Source organism: Advenella incenata, assembly GCF_004217095.1.
GTDB classification, from domain to species: Bacteria; Pseudomonadota; Gammaproteobacteria; order Burkholderiales; family Burkholderiaceae_B; genus Advenella; species Advenella incenata.
In genome coordinates this window covers 599,230-622,952 of the sequence record NZ_SHKO01000002.1, presented here as the reverse complement: position 1 = coordinate 622,952, position 23,723 = coordinate 599,230, and the positions used below count along the sequence as shown (strand labels likewise).

At 53.2% G+C, this 23,723-nt stretch carries 22 protein-coding genes and 1 pseudogene; 12 read left to right on the top strand and 11 right to left on the bottom strand.

Features of this window, described 5'->3' with window-relative positions; genetic code table 11:
- Positions 1 to 22 precede the first annotated feature (22 nt).
- Both EV681_RS14075 and EV681_RS14070 read right to left on the bottom strand, forming a co-directional pair.
- Positions 23 to 1,381 (bottom strand): 3-carboxy-cis,cis-muconate cycloisomerase, encoded by a 1,359-nt coding sequence (locus EV681_RS14075; RefSeq protein ID WP_130304321.1) that lies wholly within the window; start codon positions 1,379 to 1,381, stop codon positions 23 to 25.
- A gap of 2 nt (positions 1,382 to 1,383) precedes the next feature.
- Positions 1,384 to 1,554, bottom strand: a complete 171-nt coding sequence (locus EV681_RS14070) for a CoA-transferase (RefSeq protein ID WP_128392879.1) — start codon at positions 1,552 to 1,554, stop codon at positions 1,384 to 1,386.
- A 287-nt stretch (positions 1,555 to 1,841) separates the two neighbouring features.
- Between EV681_RS14070 and pcaU the strand changes: the two genes are divergently transcribed.
- The gene (pcaU, locus tag EV681_RS14065) at positions 1,842 to 2,633 is read left to right on the top strand and encodes an IclR family transcriptional regulator PcaU (RefSeq protein ID WP_423191213.1); all 792 of its coding nucleotides are present in this window, start codon (positions 1,842 to 1,844) and stop codon (positions 2,631 to 2,633) included.
- A gap of 65 nt (positions 2,634 to 2,698) precedes the next feature.
- Here pcaU and EV681_RS14060 read toward each other — a convergent pair whose 3' ends face one another.
- Entirely contained in the window at positions 2,699 to 3,589 is an 891-nt protein-coding gene (locus EV681_RS14060) for a LysR family transcriptional regulator (protein ID WP_165393055.1), read from the bottom strand.
- Positions 3,590 to 3,708: 119 nt separating this feature from the next.
- Here EV681_RS14060 and EV681_RS14055 point away from each other — a divergent pair, with 119 nt between their 5' ends.
- Both EV681_RS14055 and EV681_RS14050 read left to right on the top strand, forming a co-directional pair.
- The gene (locus tag EV681_RS14055) at positions 3,709 to 4,692 is read left to right on the top strand and encodes a Bug family tripartite tricarboxylate transporter substrate binding protein (RefSeq protein WP_128392882.1); all 984 of its coding nucleotides are present in this window, start codon (positions 3,709 to 3,711) and stop codon (positions 4,690 to 4,692) included.
- 26 nt (positions 4,693 to 4,718) lie between these two features.
- Positions 4,719 to 6,236 carry a M81 family metallopeptidase gene (locus EV681_RS14050; protein ID WP_128392883.1) on the top strand — a complete coding sequence of 506 codons (1,518 nt, stop codon included), beginning with the start codon at positions 4,719 to 4,721 and terminating at the stop codon, positions 6,234 to 6,236.
- A gap of 227 nt (positions 6,237 to 6,463) precedes the next feature.
- Here EV681_RS14050 and EV681_RS14045 read toward each other — a convergent pair whose 3' ends face one another.
- Both EV681_RS14045 and EV681_RS14040 read right to left on the bottom strand, forming a co-directional pair.
- The gene (locus EV681_RS14045) at positions 6,464 to 7,507 is read right to left on the bottom strand and encodes a 5'-nucleotidase (protein ID WP_130304320.1); all 1,044 of its coding nucleotides are present in this window, start codon (positions 7,505 to 7,507) and stop codon (positions 6,464 to 6,466) included.
- A 271-nt stretch (positions 7,508 to 7,778) separates the two neighbouring features.
- Entirely contained in the window at positions 7,779 to 8,681 is a 903-nt protein-coding gene (locus tag EV681_RS14040) for a LysR family transcriptional regulator (protein ID WP_128392885.1), read from the bottom strand.
- A 182-nt stretch (positions 8,682 to 8,863) separates the two neighbouring features.
- Between EV681_RS14040 and EV681_RS14035 the strand changes: the two genes are divergently transcribed.
- From EV681_RS14035 to EV681_RS14020, 4 genes are all read left to right on the top strand, one after another.
- Positions 8,864 to 9,835 carry a tripartite tricarboxylate transporter substrate binding protein gene (locus tag EV681_RS14035; RefSeq protein WP_128392886.1) on the top strand — a complete coding sequence of 324 codons (972 nt, stop codon included), beginning with the start codon at positions 8,864 to 8,866 and terminating at the stop codon, positions 9,833 to 9,835.
- 26 nt (positions 9,836 to 9,861) lie between these two features.
- Positions 9,862 to 11,295, top strand: a complete 1,434-nt coding sequence (leuC, locus tag EV681_RS14030; RefSeq protein ID WP_130304319.1) for a 3-isopropylmalate dehydratase large subunit — start codon at positions 9,862 to 9,864, stop codon at positions 11,293 to 11,295.
- A complete protein-coding gene (leuD, locus tag EV681_RS14025) occupies positions 11,288 to 11,929 on the top strand; it encodes a 3-isopropylmalate dehydratase small subunit (RefSeq protein WP_128392888.1) in 642 nt (213 codons plus the stop codon). The genes leuC and leuD overlap by 8 nt, the downstream gene beginning before the upstream one ends.
- A 226-nt stretch (positions 11,930 to 12,155) precedes the next feature.
- Positions 12,156 to 12,662, top strand: a complete 507-nt coding sequence (locus EV681_RS14020; RefSeq protein WP_128392889.1) for a ClbS/DfsB family four-helix bundle protein — start codon at positions 12,156 to 12,158, stop codon at positions 12,660 to 12,662.
- Positions 12,663 to 12,833: 171 nt separating this feature from the next.
- Here the strand turns inward: EV681_RS14020 and EV681_RS14015 are convergent, their stop codons facing one another.
- From EV681_RS14015 to EV681_RS13990, 6 genes are all read right to left on the bottom strand, one after another.
- A complete protein-coding gene (locus EV681_RS14015) occupies positions 12,834 to 13,658 on the bottom strand; it encodes a phosphodiesterase (RefSeq protein ID WP_242612262.1) in 825 nt (274 codons plus the stop codon).
- A 4-nt stretch (positions 13,659 to 13,662) separates the two neighbouring features.
- Entirely contained in the window at positions 13,663 to 14,718 is a 1,056-nt protein-coding gene (locus tag EV681_RS14010) for an ABC transporter ATP-binding protein (RefSeq protein WP_128392891.1), read from the bottom strand.
- Positions 14,719 to 14,730: 12 nt separating this feature from the next.
- Positions 14,731 to 15,531: an ABC transporter permease gene (locus EV681_RS14005; RefSeq protein WP_128392892.1), complete on the bottom strand. Its 801-nt coding sequence runs from the start codon at positions 15,529 to 15,531 to the stop codon at positions 14,731 to 14,733.
- A gap of 9 nt (positions 15,532 to 15,540) precedes the next feature.
- The gene (locus EV681_RS14000) at positions 15,541 to 16,368 is read right to left on the bottom strand and encodes an ABC transporter permease (protein ID WP_128392893.1); all 828 of its coding nucleotides are present in this window, start codon (positions 16,366 to 16,368) and stop codon (positions 15,541 to 15,543) included.
- A gap of 74 nt (positions 16,369 to 16,442) precedes the next feature.
- Complete coding sequence (locus tag EV681_RS13995; protein WP_128392894.1) at positions 16,443 to 17,456, bottom strand: ABC transporter substrate-binding protein; 1,014 nt, start codon at positions 17,454 to 17,456, stop codon at positions 16,443 to 16,445.
- A 35-nt stretch (positions 17,457 to 17,491) separates the two neighbouring features.
- The gene (locus tag EV681_RS13990; protein ID WP_128393915.1) at positions 17,492 to 18,508 is read right to left on the bottom strand and encodes a LacI family DNA-binding transcriptional regulator; all 1,017 of its coding nucleotides are present in this window, start codon (positions 18,506 to 18,508) and stop codon (positions 17,492 to 17,494) included.
- A 128-nt stretch (positions 18,509 to 18,636) separates the two neighbouring features.
- Here EV681_RS13990 and EV681_RS13985 point away from each other — a divergent pair.
- From EV681_RS13985 to EV681_RS13965, 5 genes and pseudogenes are all read left to right on the top strand, one after another.
- Positions 18,637 to 18,828 (top strand): annotated as a pseudogene (locus tag EV681_RS13985) (toxin-antitoxin system HicB family antitoxin); the annotation flags it as partial.
- 521 nt (positions 18,829 to 19,349) lie between these two features.
- Positions 19,350 to 20,663 (top strand): MFS transporter, encoded by a 1,314-nt coding sequence (locus EV681_RS13980; protein WP_128392895.1) that lies wholly within the window; start codon positions 19,350 to 19,352, stop codon positions 20,661 to 20,663.
- Between the two features lie 78 nt (positions 20,664 to 20,741).
- Entirely contained in the window at positions 20,742 to 21,473 is a 732-nt protein-coding gene (locus EV681_RS13975; protein ID WP_128392896.1) for a maleate cis-trans isomerase family protein, read from the top strand.
- Positions 21,474 to 21,484: 11 nt separating this feature from the next.
- Positions 21,485 to 22,921: a dihydropyrimidinase gene (hydA, locus tag EV681_RS13970; RefSeq protein WP_128392897.1), complete on the top strand. Its 1,437-nt coding sequence runs from the start codon at positions 21,485 to 21,487 to the stop codon at positions 22,919 to 22,921.
- Entirely contained in the window at positions 22,918 to 23,673 is a 756-nt protein-coding gene (locus EV681_RS13965) for an aspartate/glutamate racemase family protein (RefSeq protein WP_128392898.1), read from the top strand. Before hydA ends, EV681_RS13965 begins: the two co-directional genes overlap by 4 nt.
- Positions 23,674 to 23,723: the final 50 nt, after the last annotated feature.

Below are 23,723 nucleotides of genomic sequence, written 5' to 3'. Positions count from 1 at the left end.
TAGATTTCAATTGAAATAGTCATTATTCAATTTGCCCGTCGGCTTCGTCCAACACCGCGTCTATCTGATCCTGAATATTGCCAATATATGATTCCGGCCTGAACATGGCATCTATTTGCTCACTGGTGAAATGATGTTTGACTTCATCCAGTTCGATGATGACCTCTTTCAGATGGCGCTGTTCGGCAACGGCTTTTTTACAGGCAGACTCAACCAAATGATGGGCATTCAGACGCCCCAAGACGGGTGCCAACGCCATCATGACCGCCTCGGCCATCACCAGCCCGTTTGTGCTTTCAAGATTACGCTGCATTCGTTCAGGGCTCACCTGCATTCCCTGCAGCATATCCAGCGTGCGCTCCAGCGCCCCCGAACATAATTGGAAAATTTCCGGCAGTGAAAGCCATTCGGCATGCCAGCCACCCAGGCTGCGCTCGTGCTCCTGAACCATGCTTTGGTATAGGCTGGACATCAGAACAGGCACCCGGTTTGCCGCTGCCAGAACAGCGGCGGCCCCGACCGGGTTGCGCTTGTGCGGCATGGTTGAAGAGCCGCCCCGCCCTTTTCCCGATGGCTCAGCCATCTCCGCAACCTCGGTCTGCATCATCAGTGACCAGTCACGCGCCATTTTCCCCAGGTTACCCACGACCAGTCCCAATACACCAGCCATTTCGACCATGCGATCACGTTCCCCATGCCAGGTACATATTGGCGCAGTCAGATTCAACTGCTTGGCAAAAGCGGTGACCACAGCAGAGCCCTGATCATTTAATGACGCCAGCGAACCCACGGCACCACCCAGTTGCGCCGTCAGCGCTCGTGCCCTCATGTTTTCGATTCGGGTCAAATCACGTTTGAATACCGACGCCCAGCGTGCGAGTTTATGACCAAAGGTAATGGGTAAAGCCTGTTGCAGCCAGGTGCGTCCCATCATCACCTGATGGCGATAGGCCTTTGCCTGTGCAAGAGCCGTAGCATAGGCCTGCTCGAGCTGTGCCTGGATAATATCCAAGGCATCACGACATTGCAAAATACAGGCGGTATCCAGGATATCCTGGCTGGTTGCGCCCCAATGGACATACCGCGAGGCTTCCTCATCACTTTCCCTGACAAGGGCGGTCAACTGTTTCACAAACGGAATAGCAATATTGCCTGCCAGTCCACTGGCGGATGCCAGTGCATCCATATCCAGTTTTTCAAAGCCTTGCGTCGTGCAGATTCTCTCGATGTGTTGCGCGGCCGCCTGCGGAATCACACCCACTGATGCCTGCGCTTTTGCAAGTGCCACTTCAGTCGCCATCAGATACTGCAACAGCGAGCTGTCGCTGAAAATATCGGTCACTTCTTTCTGGTAAAACAGGCTGGCGTATAAGCGACTCATGACTACGCTCCTGTAAGCGCGCGTGGCGTCAATGATGCGCAGTCCAGATCAATCAGACCACCCATCAATTCGGCTGGCTGCCCGGCGGCCCCGAAGCCGCCGATCATAATGGCAGCGCCGTCGCGGATCTGCGAAAGCACCTCCGCCAGTGATACGGCGGTTTTATCAATCATCACATGTCTCCAATGTGTTGAGTAACTGATTCAGCCCTGACCTCGAGCAATGCGCCTCGTGTTCAAGTACAGCGCAACCAAGTATTGGTGAACTAGCCGATCAGTTTCATTTAATTTATGTACCCTCTCATTTTTTATATTTTCGGGTTGAATTTCCAGTCGTTTTTCTCAGTTAATGTTCGATAATCGAACAAAATATATTATTATCGAACAAATCTAGGGCATACCCTAAGAGAGAGAGCAAACTGACTAATCCAAATGAAACGGCCGATCGCAAGAGCCGGCTCATCGAGAATCCTCAAAATAAAAAGATCATTCGACACGAAGATTTTGTCGCGGGCATCAGCAAAGGCATGGCACTGCTGGACAGTTTCGGGTCAGAGCGCCATCGTCTGAACATTTCAATGGCGGCGGAAAAAACAGGTATGACGCGCGCGGCCGCACGCCGTCATTTACTGACACTGGAATATTTGGGATACCTGGAGTCTGACGGGCACTACTTTTACCTGACCCCAAAAGTGTTGCGATTCTCGGGCTCTTATATCGGCGGCGCTACGCTGCCCAAAGTCTCGCAACCGCTGCTGAATCTACTCACCAACCGAACTTCGTTAATCTATTCGGTCATGGTGCTCGATGGCTATGAAGCCATCACCATTGCGCGAAGTGCCGCCTCGCAGCAAGAAGACCGGGTCAATCCCTATGGCCTGACCCTGGGCAACCGCCTGCCCGCCCATGCAACGTCTGCCGGAAAAACCTTGCTGGCCCATCTGAATCCGGATGAACAACGGCAGTGGCTGGAACATTACCCGCTGCAACGAATCACCAAATTTACCCTGAAGGACAACGCCGCTTTCTTGAAATTGTTGCACACTATCAAGGAGCAGGATTGGTGTTATTCCTGCGAAGAGCACGAATTGGGAGTGCATGCCCTGGCGGTGCCCATTTATGGACAACAGGCAAAAGTCGTTGCTGCGATTAATATCGTCTCGCCGACAGCCAAGACCACAAAGAAATATTTGATTCAGCATATTCTGCCGCTGCTGCAGGACACGGCAAGGGAAATCAGGAATGTGATTTGATAATGAATTGAAACAGTCCTGGGTTCCTGATATCGCACTGTGCCGTTCGAACAGTGCCCGTATTTCTACACTGCCAACACATCCGCCACAATCTTCAAAAAACGCGTTGTGACAGCTGACTCCGCACGCGACTTTACCGTTACCAGGTTCAATTGGCTGGTCAACCGTGGCTGCAGCAACTCAATGAACTTCACACGGCGTCCGGTAAATATTTTTTCAAACATTTTTGGCGCAAAGCCAATGCCAATGCCGCGTTCAATCATCATCAGCATGGGCAATGTCTCGTTTCCGGAATAAATAATTTTTGGATTAAAGCCCGCTGTGCTGCAAGCTTCCAGAATATGCTCGCGTATGCCATTGCTGTCGGTGCTGGAATGTAGAAGGAATTTCTCCTGCGCCAGATCCAAAAGTGTCACGTCCTGCCTGGTTGCCAAAGGATGATCTTGAGCAACCGTGAGCATCAGCGGTTCCGTAATCAGGGTACGCATCACCAGATCTTCTGATTGAAAACGGGTCCTGATAATTCCTACATCAAGCTCATTACCACGCAGGCAATTCAAAATATAGGAGCTTGCTCCTTCCCGGACATTCACCGTGATATTGAGTTTTTCCTGCTGGATACGCTGCATCACCAGTGGCAGAATAAAAAGACTCGCCGCCGTCGAGCAACCGATGGATACATTGCCTTCTGTGCCGGCGGCGTTATTCTTTACGTCGTGCCGCAGGGTCTTGAAGGAGGCCAGGATATCTTTGGCCCTGATATAAAAAAGCCTGCCGGGCTCACTCAATACAAGCCGGTTCTTCTGCCGGTTAAACAGCGTGACGTCCAGAGACTGCTCCAGCTTTTGAATCAATATGCTCAGCGGCGGTTGAGTCATATTCAAAAACCTGGCCGCCTTCGACAGGTTGCCGGTTTCCACTACCGTCACAAAGCAGCGCAGCTGATGCTCATCCATGATAACCATATATAAAATAAATAAATATTAGATAAATTATATATTAGACATATCTAAATACTGAATTTAAACTATAAATTCCAGTTTATTAAATAATTCGTTCCACAAACGGAGACAAAATGAGATTGCTCAAATCCCTGCTATACGCATCGGTATCCCTGGCAGCACTCACCAGTTCGCCGGCCTATGCTGCCGATTCAGACTGGCCCAATGCCAAACCATTTCGCGTCGTCGTTCCCTATCCGGCCGGCGGCTCGGCCGACATTCTTGGTCGCCTGGTTGCCAAGAAGCTTTCTGAAAACCTGGGTAACAACGCTGTCGTAGAAAATATTGCGGGCGGCGGCACAATTCCGGCGGCGCTATCGGTCCTGAAGGACAAGGCCGACGGTTACACATTGTTTGTAGCCAGTGACAACACATTGAATATCAATAACTTTCTATTGAAGGAACCACGCTATGACGGTGACAAGGATTTCACCAGCGTTACGGTGCTCAATACCTACGCCCACTGGCTTATCGTAAACAAAGACAGTCCGTTCAATTCAATGGAAGACCTGAAAAAGTTCATTATTGAAAATCCGAACAAGGCTTCCATCAGCGTGAACACCATTGGCGGCTCGGCTTACCTGGCGCTGGATAAATGGAAAAAAGAAAACAAGCTTGATTTCGAAATCATTCCATACCGCGGCTCACCACCGGCCGTCTCCGATCTGATTGGCGGCGTCACCACGGCTCATATTGATGTCGCGGGCTCTTCCATGTCCTATTACGAAGGTGGCAAAGTCAAGCCGCTGGCCGTTCTGCAGTCGCAACCGTTGAAGAAAATCCCTTCCATTCAGACACAATCCTATGACGATCCCAAAGCGCTGACCGTCAAAGCGAATCTTTCAGTCGTGGTCAAAAACAGCACGCCGCCAGAGGTACTCGACAAGCTGTATCAGGCGCTGAAAAAGGGAGAAGATGACAAGGATTTTACAGACGCATTGAATCTGTTTGCCTATGAGGCCGTATTGACGCCGCCGGCTGAAAGCCGCAAGTTCATTCTTGAAGAAACCCAGCGATACAAGAAACTGGTTGAAGCCTCCGGCCTGGAAAAACAGTAATAACCTCAAGTAAACAGGGTAACAGCATGAAAGTGGTCGTAGCATTGGTCCGACACGAGACAAATACTTTTTCACCTATCCAGACACAATTGCATTCGTTCTGTCGCGGAACAAAAACGGATGGCCCCGCTTATGGCGAGCCTGCAAGACAATTGTGTGAGAACACAAATAGCGCAGCAGCGGCCTATCTGGATCTGGCCGCCTCACTCGATGCCGAAGTGGCCTTCTCCATCCTTGCCAACTCGGTACCCAGCGGCACCGTTCAGAAAGCAGCGTTTGAACATATCGCCGATACCGTAATTGCTACTGTAAAACAAGGCTGTGATGCCGTATTGCTGGATCTGCACGGTGCCATGGTGGCTGAAGGTTACCCCGATGCCGAAGGTGAATTACTGCGCCGCATCAGGCAGGTGGTCCCTGAACAGGTACCGGTCGTTGTTGCCCTAGACTTTCATGCGAACTTCAGTGAGGCGCTCATTCGTAATGCAACTGTGATTACGGGTTACTGCACCTATCCTCATGTAGACATCTATGAGACTGGGGAAAGAGCAGGACGCACGCTCAAAAGAATCCTGTCTGAGCAATTGGAAACCACCATTCTGTGGCGCCGTCTGCCGATGCTAACGCACATGCTCAAGCAAACGCCGTCCGGTCAACCCATGAAAGACATCATGGACAAGGCCATGCAGGCCGAGGCTGATGGCGTAGTGCTAAATGCTTCCGTTTTCGGTGGATTCCCGCTGGCCGATATCCCCCATGTAGGCCTATCAGTGGTGATCGTCGCGGAGAAAAACAAAACTGCTCAGGCGCAGCTGTTGCTCGATGAATTGTGCGATATGGCATGGTCCAGGAAACAGGATTTTGTCTATGACGTAGAGCCCCTGTCAACATCCATTGCCAAGGCAAAGCAGCTGGAAGAAGGCCCGGTCATTCTTGTCGATCATGGCGACAACTGTGGTGCGGGCGGCGTCACAGATGTCATGGCCGTTCTGGAAGAAGTCATGAAACAGGAACTGACAGATGTGGTTGCCGGACCGATCTGGGATCCGCAGGCTGTGGATACGCTCATCAAGTCGGGAATTGGGGAAACAGTAACGATTGATTTGGGCGGCAAAACGGACATGCCCGAACTCGAACTCAAAGGTCAGCCGCTTCGGATTACCGGCAAAATCGTCAATATTACAGATGGCAATTTTCAGATTACCGGCCCCATGTTTACCGGGATGTGGCTCAGCCTGGGCCGCACCGTGGTTCTGCAGAGCAATGGCGTGACTATATTTGTATCGGAAAAGCCCCAAGAACCGTACGATGTGGGCGTATTTACCCACGCCGGCATTGACCCTTTCAGCAAGAAATATGTGTTGATTAAATCGCGCCAGCATTTCAGAGCGGGATTTGAACAAGACGCAAAACATATCGTCCTGATTGCTGGCCCGGGCGTATGTAGTTCGGACTATGACATTTTCCCGTTCCGGCATCTGTCTCGCCCCATTTATCCACTGGATAGTGAAGCGACCCTGGCACACGCTGAAGCCATACAGTAGTCGTAGACCAGCGGTTTGAAGATGCAAACCAGACAAAAAAACCGTGACCGTTCCGGGCAGCCTGTTGCTTGCGGGTTCGCCGCCAAGGCTTGGGGGCTGCGCAGCATGAAGGATTTTGCCTGGCACGCTTTGGTTCGTGGGCTTGGTCTATAAGATCATGGTGATTGCATGCATCAAGTCAAGCCGCCAACGCTTGCTTCGCGCAAACAAAAAGGGAGCTAGCCCGATCAGGTTTTGCCCGTCTTGGCTGTCTTGGCTGTCTTGGCTGTCTTGGCTGTCTTGGCTGTCTTGGCTGTCTTGGCTGTCTTGGCTGTCTTGGACGTTTTGGGCACCGCTACGACATCCCTGTTGGTTATGCCAAATGGAATATGCACCGACGGAACAAGCGAGCTGGTCATCTCCAGATGCGCCGATTGATCATCAAAAAAGATATGTGGCTTTAGAACACCCAACACATGTTTTTTCGCAATGCCGCCAAGAAAGAAAGCATCATTGGTCATCACGCCCCAGGCTTTCAGGGTATTAAGTGCCCGCTCGTGCGACGGCGCATTTCTGGCGGTAACCAGTGATACTCTTAGCCGGTTCTCGTAATCAGGGTTCTGCTTTTTGAATTGCTCTTCAATGGATTGAATCTTTGCTATCTTAATCAAAAAATCCCGTAATGGACCTGGGCCATGCGAGTTCATGACGTTTGCCACTTCATGGGCATGAAAATCGCTCAATCCCGAGGCTTGCATAATGCTTTCAGACTCATCGCTGGCCAGTACGCCATCAAAGTCAAATGCAATACGCAAGGCGTGATCCTGTTCATCATCATCAAATTTTGAATCCAAAACATGTCCGGCAGGATATCCCGCGCGAATTGCCGCGTCTACATCAGACTTGTTACCGGACAAAAACAACGATATGTTCAGCGCAGGAATATACTCATAGGGCGAGCGTCCCTGCATGAAAATGGCACGCGTGATACCAAGCCCATAATGTTCGATCGTCTTCATCACCCGCAATCCCGTATCCGGATCGTTTCGTGACAGCAATATCACTTCGACCAACGGATCTTCGGGATCGGGCCGCATATGATTAAGCGAGAGCAGCCTTTTTACAAAAGGGAAAGCAATCCCCTTGGGCAGCGGATTATTAAGATTGTGTTCCTGGAATTTGCGATAGGCTTCCTCGCCTTCGCGTTTGAAGACCGAATCGGAATCGCTCAGGTCAAATACGGCACTGGAGGCCACGCCAATAACCAGGCGATCTGCTAGATCGTAGGGCATGGCATCCTGCCCGTTTCATGTCCACGGGAAGTGGTATTTACTGGTTTGTATTGTGCTGTCATTTTCGGCATCTTAGAACTGCAGGCAAGGTAATGCCCTGTATTTTATAGAATAACTCGCTGTATTTCTTTACTTGTGCCCGCCCATCAAAATGCGTCATGAGCGTCAGGCAGCCAGAGCTGCCTGACATACTGCCTCCTTTTCGCGCCAGCTATTTCGGCAGGCATGTAATAAAGAAACCGGTTAAAGCGATTTTTTGTCGTTGGCCGTTTCAAAACCGCGTGCCCTGTGGCTCAAACCATTCCACAAGTGCATTTACAAAGGCCCGGGTGCGGGCAGACAGGTTCTGCCGGGTGGGATAGACCGCCATGACATTGGCTGGTGGCAGGCTCCACTCTTGCAGTACCCGCCGCAAACGCCCAGATTCAAGATAAGGTTTCGCATCCCATTCAGAGCGCATCAAAATGCCATGGCCGTCCAGCGCCCAGGCCAGTGCCGATTCGCCGTCGTTGGTGCTAAGCAATCCGCGCACTTTGACGGTTTCGCTGCGATTGCCCATGCTCAGGCGCCAGGTGCCGAAAGTCTCGTCGTTTTCCCGGATGACAATGCACCGATGTGTACGCAGCTCCGACGGATGGGCCGGCGTGCCCGCGCTCTCAAGATATCTGGGAGAGGCGCAAAGTACACGACTATTCTGGGCAATGGTTCTTGCTGTCAGGCTTGAGTCCCGCTGTTCGCCAAAGCAAATCGCCACATCAAAACCATCCTGGACCAGATTGACCGGGCGATCGCTCAATTGCATTTGTATTTCCACTTCGGGGTTGTCACGCTGGAACTGCGACACCAGGGGGACAATATAGCGCCGTCCAAAGCCCAGGGTGGCGTGAACACGCAGCAGGCCGCGCGGAGCGGCACGGCTGCCCACCAGCGTCTGCTCAAGCATTTTCAGTTCGTTGAGCAGATGATTGCCCTGCGCCAGATAGGATTCGCCTTCCACTGTAAAACTGATCCGGCGCGTAGTACGGTTCATGAGGCGGACACCCAGGCGTTGCTCCAGCGCTGCAAGACGCTTGCTTACAGTGGAAGGGGTAACGCCCAGCTCCTGCGCAGCACGCGCCAGCGTCGCATGTCTTGCCAGCAAAACGAAAAAGCCGAGATCAGAATAGGAATCCATGTAATTGCGGTATTCAGGTGTCGATTTCAATTGAAATTTATACCTCATTATATCTCTGAGGGAAATAATAAATTGAATACAGTGACATTATGTCTGCAATGAAGCGAATTAGAATATACCTTCGTGTCAAACTAATGCTGAGACGGCACTACCACATACAAAATAATTCCAGGAGACAAACAATGCGCACGATTACCCCCTTTCGCCAAATACTTATAGGCATGGCATTTGTTTTGCCCACAGCCTGTCTGGCCCAGTCCTTTCCGGAAAAGCCGGTCAGGCTTATCGTCCCTTACGCGCCCGGCGGCAGCGCCGATATCGCTGCCCGCCTGATTTCCGATGATTGGGCCAAAGCCCTGGGTCAGCCCGTCGTCATTGAAAACAAAGCAGGAGCTGGCGGCAATATTGGCGTTGACCTGGTCAGCAAGGCCAAGCCCGACGGGTACACCATTGGTTTGCAGACAGTGTCACTGGCAATCAACCCTGCGCTCTATCAGCGCATGCCCTATGACACGCTCGCCGATCTGGATACGATTGGTATGGTTGCCACCTCCCAGCATGTGCTGGTCGTGAACAATCAACTATCAGCCAAAACCGTCAAAGACCTGATCCGTGATGCCAAAGCCGCGCCAGGAAAGCTGCAATATGGCTCAGCCGGCACAGGCAGCACTTTTCATATGGCCGCCGAGCTGTTCAAGTCGGTCTCGCAAACCAATATCACTCACGTTCCCTACCGAGGCGGCGGTCCGGCTTTACTGGACACAATTGGCGGCCATGTGCAATTGAGTTTCCCCGTGCTATCAGCTGCTTTGCCACAAGTTCAGGGGGGCAAATTGCGACCCCTGGGCGTGACCGGCCCCAAACGCTCCCCGCTGATGCCCGACGTGCCCACCATTGCCGAAGCCGGTTTGCCCGACTACAGTTTCGAGACCTGGTTCATGGTGTTTGCGCCTGCTGGCACACCCAAACCCCTGATCGAAAAACTGAATGCCACACTCAATGCGACATTGAACAAACCTGAACTGAAGCAACGCATGACCAAGGAGGCATTTGATCCCGCACCATCAACCACCGCCGAGGCGCGCCAGCTTCTGACCAGCGACATGAAAAAATGGGCATCGCTGATCAAGGCCAGCGGCATCAAAGCCGATTAAACCGGCGTTCTGTCTGAAGAAATAAAATGACTGCAAAAACCCTTTACCAAAAACTGCTCGACTCGCATACCGTAGCCACATTGGATGAGCAGAACGTTCTGCTCTACACCGACCTGCACCTGATGAATGAATACACCAGCCCACAAGCCTTCTCAGGCTTGAATGACAAAGGCCTGCCCGTGCCTTTGCCGGGGCAGAACGTCGCCGTCGTCAGCCACATTATTCCCACTCACTCGGTCAAGAACCGGATCATCGCAGATCCGGCCTCTGCCTTGCAGGCCAGCAACCTCAAACGCAATTGTGATATGCACGGCATCCCCCTGTTTGACACCAATGATCCATTGCAGGGAATCGAGCATGTTGTCAGTCCCGAACACGGCATGATACGTCCGGGCATGGTGGTTATTTGCGGCGACAGCCATACCACCACCTATGGGGCGCTGGGGGCACTGGGCTTTGGCATTGGCACCTCTGAAGTGGAACATGTGCTTGCGACGCAAACGCTGGTGTATCGCCTGGCCGGCAATATGCGAATAGAGGTCCAGGGTAAGTTACCCATTGGCTGCACCGCCAAGGATTTGATTTTGATGATCATCCGACATATCGGCGCCCAGGGCGCCCGCGGATACGTGATCGAGTTCTGCGGTACGGCCATCAACGCGCTGTCCATCGAAGCACGCTTCACCTTGTGCAATATGGCCGTAGAGGCGGGAGCGCGCGGAGCGCTGATCGCCCCCGATGAGCGGGCCATTGATTACGTACTGGAGCGCGCCACTGATATTTCAATCGACATGCGCGAACAGGCCCTGGCGCACTGGGCGACCTTGTTCAGCGATGACAACGCTGTATTTGACATCACACATCACTTTGACGCGAGCGAGGTCGCACCTTACGTGACGTGGGGGATCAGCCCTGATCAGGCCATTTCCATAGAAGAGCTGATCCCTGAAGACGATCGGCATGGCCATTCAGAGACAGGCGCCCGATCATACACCGCACAAGCGCTTGACTACACTGGCCTGGCCTCCGGCACATCGCTGCTTGGTACGCCGATACAGCACGTTTTTATCGGGTCCTGTACCAATGCCCGCATCGAGGATCTGCGGGAAGTGGCGCAGATTGTACGGCAACGTCACGTTGCAGATGGCGTTCGCGCCATGGTCGTACCAGGCTCCGGCGCCGTGCGCCAACAGGCAGAGGCCGAGGGCGTTGCGCAGATACTGATCGATGCCGGTTTCGAATGGCGTCAGCCCGGTTGTTCCATGTGTCTTGCCATGAATGATGACGTGCTCAGCTTCGGACAGCGCTGCGCCTCTACCACCAATCGCAATTTTGAAGGACGGCAGGGTCGCGGTGCCATCACCCATCTGATGAGCCCGGCCATGGCCGCTGCTGCTGCAATCACAGGCGTCATTACCGATGTACGCAAGCTGAATCAACCGGAGAATCTGCATGACTGAACAACATGTCATCTCGGGCGTGGCTGCCCCAATCCCCCAGCCCAATCTGGACACCGATCAGATCATGCCCAAGCAGTTTTTGCGCGGTATAGACAAAAAAGGGCTGGATAAGGGTCTGCTATACGACATGCGATTTGACCGGCAGGGTCAGCGAATTGATCATTTTGTTCTGAACCGCAATGAGTACGCCAAAGCCAATATCCTGGTGGGCGGTGCCAATTTCGGTTGTGGTTCGAGCCGGGAGCATGCCGTATGGGGCCTGAGCCAATTCGGCATACAGGCCGTTGTTGCATCCAGCTTTGCAGAGATTTTTTACTCCAATGCAATGAATAACCGCCTGCTGCTAGTTGTTCTGTCCGAAGATGAGATAAAGAACATTCTGGCAGACGTCGAGAATCCACAGACTGCGCATGTGGCGATCGACCTGATCAATATGACGGTCCAGAGCCATACCATCCGGGCCAGCTTCAAACTGCATGAACGCCATCGACGCATGTTCCTGGAGAACCTGGATCTTGTCGATGCAACACTCACCCGAAAATCACAGATTGATGATTTCGTGACGCAGTATCACAAGCGCTATCCGTGGCAGGCGAACGTGGCAAGCAAAACAGTCGCCCGACTACGGGGCTGAAATCCCCGGTACTTACAATGAAAACCCAAACGCTCGCCCTCTCTGGGCAAGCGTTTGCACATGCAACGAATAACGATCCGGTTATGGTGTGACTATGCCAAGTGTTGTATCAGTCAAGTATTCGATCCAGATCAAACATTCCTTTGAGCAAGCGTCATAAAATAAATAACGAACAGCGCCACTATCGTGCCTGAAGTTAGTTATATAAAGCATCAAAGGCCTTGTCGTGAAAAAATATCAATCCAAAGAAGCGTTTAAAAATGAGCTTGTCAAACAAGCCAACTTATTCATTTCGGAATTTAATGATGTTGCGGAATCCGAGCGAGATCTAATGAAAACCGGTGTAGATCGTAGCCCTGCGCAAATGCTTGCTTATCAGCTTGGATGGATGGACCTGTTGCTCGACTGGGAGCGGGAAGAGAAAAACGGCATTGAAGTGATTACACCGGCACCTGGTTTTCAGTGGAACAAGCTTGGCAGCCTCTATGAATCGTTCTACCAAAAATGGAACGGTATTTCCATACAGCGATTACAGATCGAATTTGCTCATCGCCTCGTTGGTATTATCTGTCTTGTGGATTCACTCTCTGACCAGGACTTCTTCGAATCCGGCCGCCGTAAGTGGGCGTCTTCAACCCCTTCCGCCTGGCCCGTATACTACTGGCTGCATATCAATACGGTTGCGCCGTTCACGACGTTTCGCAAAAAGATCCGCAAATGGAAGCAGTTGTAGTCGTGTACCAAGCAGCTGCCATACTTAGCGCGGAACATAGCGCAGAACATAACGCAGTTAGTTCCGCATGGTTCATGGCGGTTCTGTCTGCCCCGGTCTACTCAGGCCCAGAATTCGCTTGAATCAGTCCCGCACTCGCTCATAAGCGTTCCTGCACGGCCTGCCGCCCGATCAGTCAATCAACGCCCCATTCTCATGAAATGGATAAGGCCCTTCAAACTGCCCGGATGCGGCCAGGTGAGTGACCAGCCTGTTATTGACGTCGTCCCAGGCATGCACCCGAAATCCTGGCGGCTCCAGCATCCATGATGATTCGGCGTCAGCAGCCAGATCCAGCGTCACTTGATGGGCCGGTGCAGGAGCGGTAGATGCAATGGTTCCGCCAAAACGGACATCGATCGCCCGGTGCAGATGCCCGCAAATAATACGTTCAATATTGTCGTACCGGGAAATAATGTCTCGCAAGGCTTGCTCGCCTGCCTGCAACCCAATTTCGTCCATATGTCCGATCAGGGTGCGAAATGGCGGATGGTGCATGGCAATGACTACCGGTCGTCCCTGGCTTTCGGCCAAGGTCTCACGCAGCCATTGCAGCCGCAAGTCACACAGCTGCCCCCCGCTTTGCCCGGGAATCATGGTGTCCAGCGCAATAAGCCGCAAGGGTCCAATATCGACAACATACTGGATGAACTCGCCTTGCGCCATGTAGCGATGTTCGGGGAAGGCCGCACGCAAATTGGTCCGATCATCGTGGTTGCCCGGCAAAAGGTAAAGCGGAATTTCCAGCGGAGCAAGCAGTTGACGCAGATGCGCGTATTCGGCCGGTCTGCCAAAATCGGTCAGATCGCCTGTCAGGACGACTGCGTCCGGCTTCTGGCGCAGCCTGAGCACTGATTCTACACAGGTGCGCAAATACGGTGCCGTGTCCAGGCGACCGTAGGCCAGTTTGTTGGGTTCCCGAATATGCAGGTCGGTCAGTTGTACAAGAATTGTCATGGTTTCAGTTGTCATAAGCAGGAAGGAAGCGCGCCGTGTCGATATTCAACCCAATCACTTCGCCCTCCCGGAAAAGGGTATCGCCCGGTTGTTCAGCCATCAAGATCTGCCGATTTGACAATCTCAATTGCAATTGCACACGGTCTCCCAGGAATACGCGACGCTCTATCGTCGCCTGCGGGTGTCCTTGTACAACAGCGCCTATACGGATATCTTCGGGTCGCAGCAAAACGGCCGGATGGGATTTCAGATGTTCAGGACACATAAGTGCAGTATCGCCAAATGAAATAATGCCGCTAGTGATGGCACGATCATCACGCTCCACGCGGTTGACACGACCAAGAAACTGAGCGACGAAAGGATGTGCAGGTTTTCTGTACAAAGACTCACCATCGCCAACCTGCATAATCTGGCCAGCACTCATGATAGCCAGACGATCGGCAATGGCCAAGGCCTCGTGCTGGTCGTGCGTGACATGCACCGTGGTAATCCCCAGTCGGCGCAGCAACTGCGCCAGTTCATCGCGCAACGTCTCTTTGAGCTTGGCATCCAGCGCGGCCAGCGGTTCGTCCAACAGCAATACCCGCGGCTTGACAGCAACGGCACGGGCCAGCGCAACACGCTGCCGCTGACCGCCTGACAGTTCAGCGGGCCGTTTCTTTTCCAGGCCATTGAGTCGGACCAGATCAACAAGTTCTGCTATGGTCTGCCGCTGCTCCTGCGCCGACACCCCCCGAACCTTCAAGCCATAGGCAATATTGGCCTGCACCGTCATTTGCGGAAACAGCGCATAGCTCTGAAACACCATGCCAATCCCCCGTTTTTCAACAGACAAATGCGTGACGTCCTGATCAGCAAACACAATCCGGCTGCCGGGGTCGGCGGTCTCCAGCCCCGCCAACAGACGTAGCAATGTTGTCTTGCCACAACCGGACGGGCCAAGCAGCGCGATCACCTCGCCCGGCTCGATGGTTAAACTGACCGGTTGCAGGCCGCGAGTGCCGTCCGGATAAGTTTTGGCACAATCAATAATGTTGATGCGGGTTTTTTCAATGTTCATAATGATAATAATTCAGTTGCCATAACGTTTTTGCACCCAGTTGGCCACGCCTTGCAGCAACCAGAGGATGGGCAAAATGACCAGAATAAAAACCAGGGTATAGGCAGAACCCACTTCAATACGCATGGAGGCGTAGCTGTCGGCCAGCCCGACCGGAAGCGTCCTTGTCATGGGGGTATGCAACATCCAGGTCAGATTAAACTCGCCAATAGATAGCGTAAAGACCATCAACATGCCTGCCAGAATTGCCGGAAACACGGCCGGCACCAACACGCCCAGAAAGCGCTGGGCAAAGGAAGCACCCAGCGTTCTGGCGGCTTCCTCAATTGCCAGCAGATCCGGTCGTTGAAATGCAGACGAGACCGTACGCACCATGAAGGGCAGCGTAAACAGAATATGCCCGATCAGAATAAAGCCGAAACTTTGCCGCAGAAGATTGATTTCACCGTAGGCAAGGATCAGCGCCAGCGCCGTGGCCAGCCCCGGCACGGCCACCGGCAGTGTTAGAATTTCTTCAAAAGCACGTGCAAAACGCGAACGACTGCGCGCCAGTGCGTAGGCGCAGGGCACGCCAAGCAATAGTGTGCAGGTCACGCACACCAGCGCCAATATCACAGATGCGCTCACTGTTGAACCGTACACTGACCAGACTTCTTCAATCCAGCGCAATGTAAGACCGCTTTTTAGACCGGCGCGATAGTTGTCCACCAGGCCAGCCATCACGGAAATGATGACTGGTATGAACATGAACAGACAAACTGCAAATGTGATGAGAAACAAAAAAGGCGCAGATTTTTGAGAGTGGGTCGTCATGGCAAACTCTTACGCCGCAGGCGAGGATGTACCGGCCACGCGCGCAATAAACAGGACAGCCCAGGTCACAATTCCCAGGGCAATCGACAGCGAAGCAGCAAGTGCAAAATTGGCATAGTTGGTAAATTCGTTATAGATGGTAATGGGTACCACTTCAAATTTACTGGCCAGTGTAAAAGCAGTCCCAAACGCCCCCATTGCCGTGGCAAAAACGATCGCACCACAGGCGATGGTCGTTGGCGCCAGCTGTGGCAACCAGACATCCCGCGTAATGTCCCAGCGTGATGCCCCCAGCACCCTGGCAGCTTCTTCCAATTGGCCGTCCATAGCCTCGGCAGCGGCAGTATACGAAGCAATGGCGCGAGGCAGCGAGAAATACAAATAGCCAAGAAACAGGCCGACCACCCCATAGGCAAAAGTGACGCGCCCCATTCCCAGCATACTGCCAATATCGGCAAACCAGCCTTGTCGTCCACCCAGCAGGATGATAAAGAAACCGACAATGACGCCGGGGAAGGCCAGCGGTGCCGTCAGTAACGAAAGCAGCACCTGGCGACCGGCAAAACGCCGACGTGCCAGATAAACCCCCACCGCACCGCCAACCACCAGCGTAACCAGCGTTGTGGCAAGCGAGAGCAGTACCGTATTGATCATGCTCCACATATACCGGGAATCGGTCAGGACAAGAAAATAAGTCTGCCAGCCCTTCTGCGCAGGAAGCGCGATAAGACGTACCACCGGCAGTATCCAGAAGGCAATAAAGAATACGGTCACGGGTGCAAGGCACGCGAGCATTATCGGACTGCGTTGGCGGCCAGCAGAAACATGGGCGGACATACTTTTTTCCCTGTCTTGTCTATTTCATGTGTAATGGCTGTCGATGGGACGCTGAAGACCCAGTCGCCAGATCATTAGCGCACTTCCTTCATATAGCGCTCGGAAAAATCCCGTTGTACTTCGGCCATGCGTCCATAGTCGACGGCCTTGACTCGCGCATAATCGGCAGCAGGCAAAAACTTGGCTTGCACATCGGCAGGCATGGCACTGGCGCGCACCGGGCGCAGGAACGCGCGCGCCCAGATAGCCTGGCCTTCATCTGACATGACAAAATCCAGCGCCTTGCGCGCATTGTCGGCATGTGGTGCATTGGCAACCAGGCTCATCACGTAAGGCACTGCGACCGTACCCTCGGCAGGGATCACGAACGCCACGTTGGCGTTATCCTTGTATTTCGCGCGATAAGCATTGAAGTCATAGTCCAGCAGAATGCCGATCTCACCAGACAGCAAGCGCGCATAGGAGGTCTGCTTGGGCACAATGGGTTCGTTAGCCTGCAGGGCTTTGAAATACTCGATACCCGGCTTGAAATTATCCAGTGTGCCACCCAGCGCTGCATTTGCGGCAACCGCTCCGACGTAGCCTACAAAAGCTGAAGAAGGATCAAGATAACCGATCAATCCCTTGTATTCCGGCTTGAGCAGGTCTTTCCAGGAACGCGGCACAGGCTTGCCTTCCAGCGCATCCACATTGACCATAAAACCCATGGTTCCACTGTGCGTCGTGAACCAATGACCCGCGGGATCTTTCAGGTCGGCAGGAATATCTTCCCAATGTGCCGGTTTATATGTAGCCAGCACGCCCTCTTTCTGCGCCTGAACTGCAAATGAAATACCCAGATAGGTGATGTCTGCAACAGGATTGGCTTTTTCTGCCACCATCTGGGCCAACGATTGCCCGGAGTTTTTATTGTCCGGCGGAATGGTAACGCCGGTCTTATCCTTGATGGCTTTGAGCTGGGTACCCCAGTCGGCCCATTCCGTAGGGCAGTTATAACAGATGGCGTTTTGTGCAGATGCAGTAGCGGCGGCCGCCAGCCCAAGGCTTAGCAGACCCGCCTGGGCGAAACGTTTCAGAATGCGTGACATCCTAATCTCCAGATTAAAATAAGCAGTGGTTTATGTCAGGAATTGGCGCAGTAATGGATTGGGGCCTGCGCGCAGGACTCACCCCGATGAAATTCATAGTCAAGCGTGATGCTGTCGTCGGCTACGGGCACCCGGCCCTCTTCAATGGATCGGACAAGCAGTTGCACGCCTTCATGGCCCATTTCGGCATTGGGCTGTGCGATCGTCGACAAGGCCGGTGTCAGATCCTGGCCAAGACCAATTCCGTCAAAGCCAGTCACACTGATATCCTGCGGCACCCGCAAGCGGCATTGATATGCTGCACGCATGGCGCGTACTGCCAGCAGATCGTTGGAGCAGATCAATGCGGTAGGACGGGAATCGGTATTTAATACGCTTGAAATATTGTCGATAGCCGTTTCGACAAACGGCACTTCTATCAATGCGGCGGGCTGGATGCCTGCTTTTTTCATGCCAGCCACGAAACCTGCATAGCGCTGCTGCGCCCGGTCAGAGGCCTGCAACTGGCCACACACCATGGCGAATCTTGTATGCCCAAGCTGCACCAGGTTCTGCACCAGATCATGTACAGCGCGCTCGCCTTCAACCGACACACACGGGTGAGCAGGATGACGGTTGTACACCAGCACATAGGGCGTTTCTTGCGCCCGCAAATTTGCCACGGCTTGTGACGTTTGTGCATCGGATACCACCAAAAGCACACCGTCCACACCGAAGGCTTGCAACTGTGCGACCGCTTCGATTTCATTTGCAATTTTGTATTCTGTCGTTGCCGGCATGATGGCGTAGCCATGCGCTGCCGTCGCCTGCGCAATGCCCTGCAGGCATTCAGCAAAGACAGGGTTGGTCAGTGTTGGCAAGACGACACCGATCACATGACTGCGCTGCGTTCGCAACGTCCGTGCCGACGCATTCGGACGATAACCGTGCTCCAGTGCAACTGCCAAAATCTGCTGGCGCGTTCGTTCATTAACCAATTGCGGTGCATTGAAGACGCGCGACACCGTCGCAGGCGAGACGCCCGCCTGGGTGGCGATATCAAGAATCGAAATCCGGTCGCTGCGGTTTTTCATGGCATTGAAAACAGGTTATGAAAACGATTTCATTTTAGGTTAGCACTGTTACGCCGATGTGACAATCGTGCACCGCGGCATGCGTTGGGGACAGTGAAGACCATCTGCAAGTCGTGGCCCAGGCGGTTCAGGATATGCAGCGCAACGGCGAAGTCGTCCCGTCGCCAATTGCAGATAAACGGTATAGTGGGTAATTCCGGGTGCGGGTACCACCCTTGATACATCGCAACCTTGCCATTGCCGCAGCAGAGCAGGGAGTAAGTATGAATCGATTCGTAAGCGCCAAACTGGCAGGCTAGCCCAATCCTGGACAATCGCATCAAGCAGCACTTGCAATTATCCATATCGACGGCCTGATTGAAGCCATTCCAGGCGCTCGTCTCTTCGGTTAACCGCCTTGGTTTACCTCAGCACGGGGCGCATCTTCGCGCAATCGCTAGTGGTGTTTGAGCATCGCTCTGCTTAAGAAAAATTCGATTCATGCGCAGCACTTTTCCCCTGCGGCATCTGCCAGGGTCACCTGCAATCTGCACCCAAGCCACCCCCTTATCTATTCAAGCACTGTGTGGTCATCTTGCCACGCAAAAGAATTCGCCTGCTCGACAGACGCCCGCGACAGCCTGTTTCCTGCACTCGAAAAGCACTTTCTGCACCACCGTAGGATAATTTCGCACTGCTATCTATCATCTTGTATTTATTAAATAAAATTTCATTATTTATTTGTTAACTTTAGTGTTAACACCTATTTCAACAATAAATAACAAACGCTAAAGTACCTGTCAGAAAGAGGTCCCTATTAGCCCGACTATCGGAGAAACTCATGGCAGGCATACCCGCTTCCGCGTTGAACGCGGTCAACAGTGATGCGAAACCTACAAAAGTAAGGTGGCGCATATTTTTAATGATGTTGTTCCTTATCTCGATCAACTATATTGATCGCGCCTCGCTTTCCGTGGCCATGCCGCTGATCTCCAAAGAATTTGAAATCAGTCCCACCGTACAGGGAATTTTGCTCAGCTCGTTTTTCTGGACCTACGCGTTCATGCAAATTCCAGGCGGCATGCTGGCTGATCGCTTCGGCCCACGAAAAGTCATTGTTGCCTCAACCATTGGCTGGGGCTTTTTCCAAGGAATTGCCGCACTTTGCACAGGTTGGTTCAGCCTGCTGCTGACCCGCCTCGGACTGGGAGCCGCTGAAGCGCCCATTTACCCGGCCGGAGGCAAACTCAACAGCATATGGATGACCCAAACAGAACGGGGGCGTGGAGCAACATTGCTTGACGGCGGAGCGCCGCTGGGCGCGGCACTGGGCGCCATTCTTATTTCCGGCCTGATTGCTGCATTCGATTCATGGCGCCTGGCTTTTGCCGTCGCAGGTATCGGCACGATGATTTGCGGATGGTTTGCCTGGCGCATCATTCGCGATCACCCGCGCGATCATCCCGCCGTCAATAACGCCGAGGCTGAATACATCGAAGCGGCGCATGCACAGGATCTGGCCAACGAGCCCGCCACTACCAGCGGGCGTGTCCTGGACTTTCTGCGCTACCGCTCGGTCTGGGGCATGTTTTTCGGATGGATGTGTTTCAACGCCCTCTTCTACGGCTTGCTGACCTGGATGCCCAACTATCTGGCGGCCGTACACGGCTTTAACATCAAGGAAATGGGCGGCGCGGTATTTCTTATGTTTTTCGCCGGTTTCGTAGGCGAGATCGCAGGAGGCTGGATCGCAGATAAATGGATTGCATCCGGCACCGCGCAAGGCACCGTGCTGCGAATCGTTTTTGCCATTGCCTCGATCATCGCCACGATTGCAATTTATAGCGTGTCGGTCATCAAAGATCCCATCGCCGTCGTTATCCTGCTTTCTGTAACGCTCTTTTTCCTGCGCTGGTGTGGCTTGTTCTGGTGCATTCCCTCTATCCTTGGCACCCGCAATCGCGTGGGCATTCTGGGGGGCATCATGAATCTTGGCGGCAATGTAGCCGGAATTGGCGTGCCCATCTGCGTGGGAATGATTGTGCAGGCAACAGGATCCTATTTCTATGCGCTCATGTTGTTCACCGCCGCCGGCATTGGCCTGTTCATCTGTTCTACGCTGTTGATCAAATATGAAGAGAAGGTTCCGGTCTAGTTCAATCGGCAAGTTCAACACAATCCGGGTTCTCTGGCTTGACGGCCACGGAACCTGTTTTTGCCACAAGGTAATTCAATGATGGAAAGAAAATTTATAGGTGTGCTCACCCCTTCGTCCAATACGGCACTGGAGCCGTTGACCAGTGCCATTGTCGCCGACGTCCCGCAAGTTTCTGCACACTTCTCGCGATTTCCGGTTACAGAGATATCCATGCGCGAGCAATCGGTTAACCAGTTTGATCCAGCCGTCATTCTTGAAGCGGCACAGTTGCTGGCCGACGCTCATGTAGACGTTATTTGCTGGAGTGGCACATCGGCCGGCTGGCTTGGTATTGAGCGCGATGAGACATTGTGTCGTCAAATTACCGAACGTACCGGCATTCCTGCGACCACAGCAGTACTGGCGCTGCATGAACTGATGCAACGCAATCACATTCGCAATCTCGGTCTGGTCACACCGTACATTGCTGAAGTACAGGATCTGATTATCGATAACTACCGCAAAGCCGGCATCAATTGCATTGCGCAGGCTCACCTGGGTCTTACCGTGAACCATGAGTTCGGTTGCGTCCAGCCCGAAACACTGGCCACCATGATTCGTCAGGTCGCAGAAAAACAGCCGGATGCCATTACCGTGTTATGTACTAACCTTAGGGCGGCCCATATCGTCAAGGAACTTGAAGCGGAGCTTGACATTCCGATCTACGACTCGGTCGCTGCCGTGGTCTGGAAAGCGTTTGAGATGCTCAAGATAAATCCGCATAACCTCAAGGGCTGGGGTCGGATGTTCTGTGAAGCCCAAGTGTAAAAAGGTAAATCATGACGACACATACTTTCGATCTTGTTATACGCAATGCGCATGCAGCGACGGCAAGCGATACTTTCAAATGTGATATTGGAATACAGGATGGAAGGATCGCCCAGCTTGGATTGGGCATTGCTTCTGGTTCAAAAGAAATAGACGCGCAAGGCGCCTGGGTCACGCCCGGGGGGATTGACGGACATTGCCATTTGGATGAACCCATCCCGCCCCCTTTACGTATGGCGGACAATTTTGAAACGGGTACCCGCTCGGCTGCTTGCGGCGGAACCACTACGATCATTCCCTTTGCGGTACAGCGCAAGGGCCAGTCCCTGCGCGAAGCGGTGAGCAACTACCATGACCGCGCTCAGGATCTTGCCTGCATCGACTACGGTTTTCATATGATCATCACCGACCCGTCAGAACAGGTGCTGCAAGAGTTGCCCGGCCTGATCGACGAGGGGTATACGTCATTCAAGATGTATATGACATACGAAGATATGAAGTTAAATGATCATCAGATACTGGATCTGCTGGACATTGCACGCACGAAAAACGCCATGGCCATGGTCCACGCGGAAAATGCTGACTGTATTGAATGGCTTACCCGGCGCCTGGAGCAACAGGAGCGCACCAGCCCCCGCTACCACGCTCACTCTCGTCCGATGCTGGTGGAGCGCGAGGCCACACACAGGGCAATTTCACTTTCCGAGCTTGCCGGCGCACCAATCATGATCGTTCACGTTTCGGGTAAAGAGGCCATGGACCAGATCCGTTGGGCTCGCAACCAGGGCATCACCATCTACGCAGAAACCTGCCCGCAGTATTTATTTCTCACGGAACAGGACCTGGGATGCGATGACCGTTATGAAGGCGCCCGATGTGTCTGCAGCCCGCCACCGCGCGACAAAAACAATCAGCAATTTGTATGGCAAGGATTATCGGACGGACTGTTCACAATATTTTCATCCGATCACGCACCATTCTCATATGATTCGCCGGAAGGTAAAAAACCGGGGGGCAAACAGGTACCGTTCCGCCGTATTCCTAATGGCATCCCCGGCCTGGAAACGCGGCTTGCACTGCTGTTTTCCTATGGCGTGCTGGATGGCAAACTGTCCATCAACCGCTTTGTTGAGCTGACCTCAACTAATCCGGCCAAAGCATATGGACTGCATCCGAGAAAAGGCACGATCGCCATTGGTGCCGACGCGGATCTTGTCATCTGGTCCGAAGATCCGCAGACGATCCAGAACATTAACTTGCATCACGCCGTAGACTACACCCCCTATGAGGGCATCGGCTTGCGAGCTGCCCCGGGCCTGACGCTGTCCCGTGGACAGATCGTCTATGATCATGGAACGTTCAAAGGTGCGGCGGGCCAGGGACAGTTCTTGCGAAGAACCGCCCCTACCCTGCAACCCATTCATTCTCCAGGTAGCGAAAATCAATGAAATTACTGATTATCAATCCAAACATATCGACCAGCGTCAGCGACCTGATTGAAGCCGAAGCCCGTCGCGCTGCCAATACCGAAACACAAATCACCATGTGCACCGCCGAACTGGGTGTCGCCTATATAGAAACCCGTTTCGAAGCCCTGATAGGCGGCTACGCTGCAGCGATACTGGCCGCCGAACAGGCCCACTTGCATGATGCAGTGATCATTGCCGCGTTCGGAGACCCTGGAATTGACGGGTTGCGCGAAGCCATGAACATACCCGTAGTGGGATTGACCGAAGCCGCGCTGGCAAGCGCCTGCCTGCTGGGTCAGCGTTTTTCCATAATTGCCATTTCGCCGCGTATTACAGCCTGGTACCGTGAATGCGTGGAACGCAACGGCCTGATCTCGCGCCTGGCAAGCATTCGCAGCCTGGAGGAACCGTTGCGCGATATCGGAACCGTACAGACCGACCATGCCGAGCGCCTGGTGCAATTGTGCGAAGCGGCCATTGAACACGATCGGGCTGACGTTATCATTCTGGCGGGCGCACCGCTCGCAGGATTGGCCAGGCAGGTCAAAGACCGCATTCCTGTCCCCGTCGTCGATGGGGTGTCCAGCGCTGTGTGCCACGCACAAAGCCTGGCAATCCTGGCGCCTCACGGCGCTAGCAAGGGCAGCTTTGCTGCACCACCGATCAAACCGAATAAAGGCTTGCCCGATGCACTGTCGCGGTTGCTTGCCAGAGACCGGTCGGAATCATGATTATGTGATCAAAGATCGGGCGGCGCGCAGCCTGCACGTGGAAATTGCTA